This is a genomic window from Blautia intestinihominis, from assembly GCF_040096655.1.
Classification (GTDB): Bacteria; Bacillota; Clostridia; order Lachnospirales; family Lachnospiraceae; genus Blautia_A; species Blautia_A intestinihominis.
Genome location: NZ_JBBMEI010000187.1, coordinates 1 through 1,003 on the forward strand (window position 1 = coordinate 1; position 1,003 = coordinate 1,003).

The window sequence follows — 1,003 nt, forward strand, 5'->3', positions numbered from 1 at the left end:
GAAGACCGATGGCTCTAACTATTACCAGTTTACACCATCGGTCTTCTTAAGTCCAGCTAACCCTTGAACAGTAACGATAAGGTTAATAAGCCAGCAAATTTGTTTATGTTGGTATTGAATGAATTGAAGTAAATAGAGTATAATGTCCATGAGCAATGTCTCCTTTGGTAGTGTTGCTTGTGGTGATTGCATTATACCAAAAAAGAGGTCATTGCTCTTTTTATTGCGAACTCCCATAAAATCAAGGTTTAAACAATAAAAATCAGGTAGTAATTTGACACTACCAGTAAAAAAGAAAGGATAAAAAAATGAGAAAAAAGATTCTGAAAGTGTTTTTTGTGATATTGACAGGTATCACGGTGACCCTGACAGGATGTGAATTGTCAGGAAGCAACGAATCCGCGCAAACGGAAAGCGAAAGTGGTAAGGATGCTGTAAAGTTTATTCCAAATCTTACTACGGCTGTTACCAGGAAGCCAACGCCCACAGCTGTGGCAGCAAATCCAGGAGACAGTGTGCAGAATCAACAGTCTGGAAATAACGCAGAAGCGGAAATTTACCAAAGCCAGGGAGATCCCGCAGATCAGGAATCTGCACAGGAAGAAACTTATGATACCCAATATATCACTGGTAATATTCTGTATTCCGATGAAAATACGATAACAGTAGAAGTGGGCGAATCAGGAAATTATTATAATATGGTTTTTAATATAGAAAACGCCGTCCTGAATATAGCTAATGGGAGTGCTGTACGATCCGGACTGAATGTTGACCTGGAGTATTATAGTCAGAATAACGTTAATATAGTAATCATGCTTACGAGTGATGGGGAGGAATATTTACCTTCCAGTACATTAGAGGAAGCGCAGAAAATGGCCGACGAATATGTACCTGATGTGAGTGAATCGGAAAACGAAGATTTTGAAGATACCCCTCCCAGTGAATATTAGATTTTCTCGGAAAAGGCACTGCATATGCAGCGCCTCAGACTGTAGACAAACAT

Annotated in this window: 1 protein-coding gene; it reads left to right on the top strand. The window is 39.5% G+C overall.

Translation table 11 applies throughout. The features are described 5' to 3' along the window. Positions 1-308 precede the first annotated feature (308 nt). Complete coding sequence (locus WMO75_RS19595) at positions 309-950, top strand: hypothetical protein (protein WP_005424144.1); 642 nt, start codon at positions 309-311, stop codon at positions 948-950. Positions 951-1,003 lie beyond the last annotated feature (53 nt).

Excerpts from the sequence above, each read along its gene's own strand:
- WMO75_RS19595 (WP_005424144.1), top strand. The coding sequence starts at position 309 with ATGAGAAAAAAGATTCTGAAAGTGTTTTTTGTGATATTGACAGGTATC.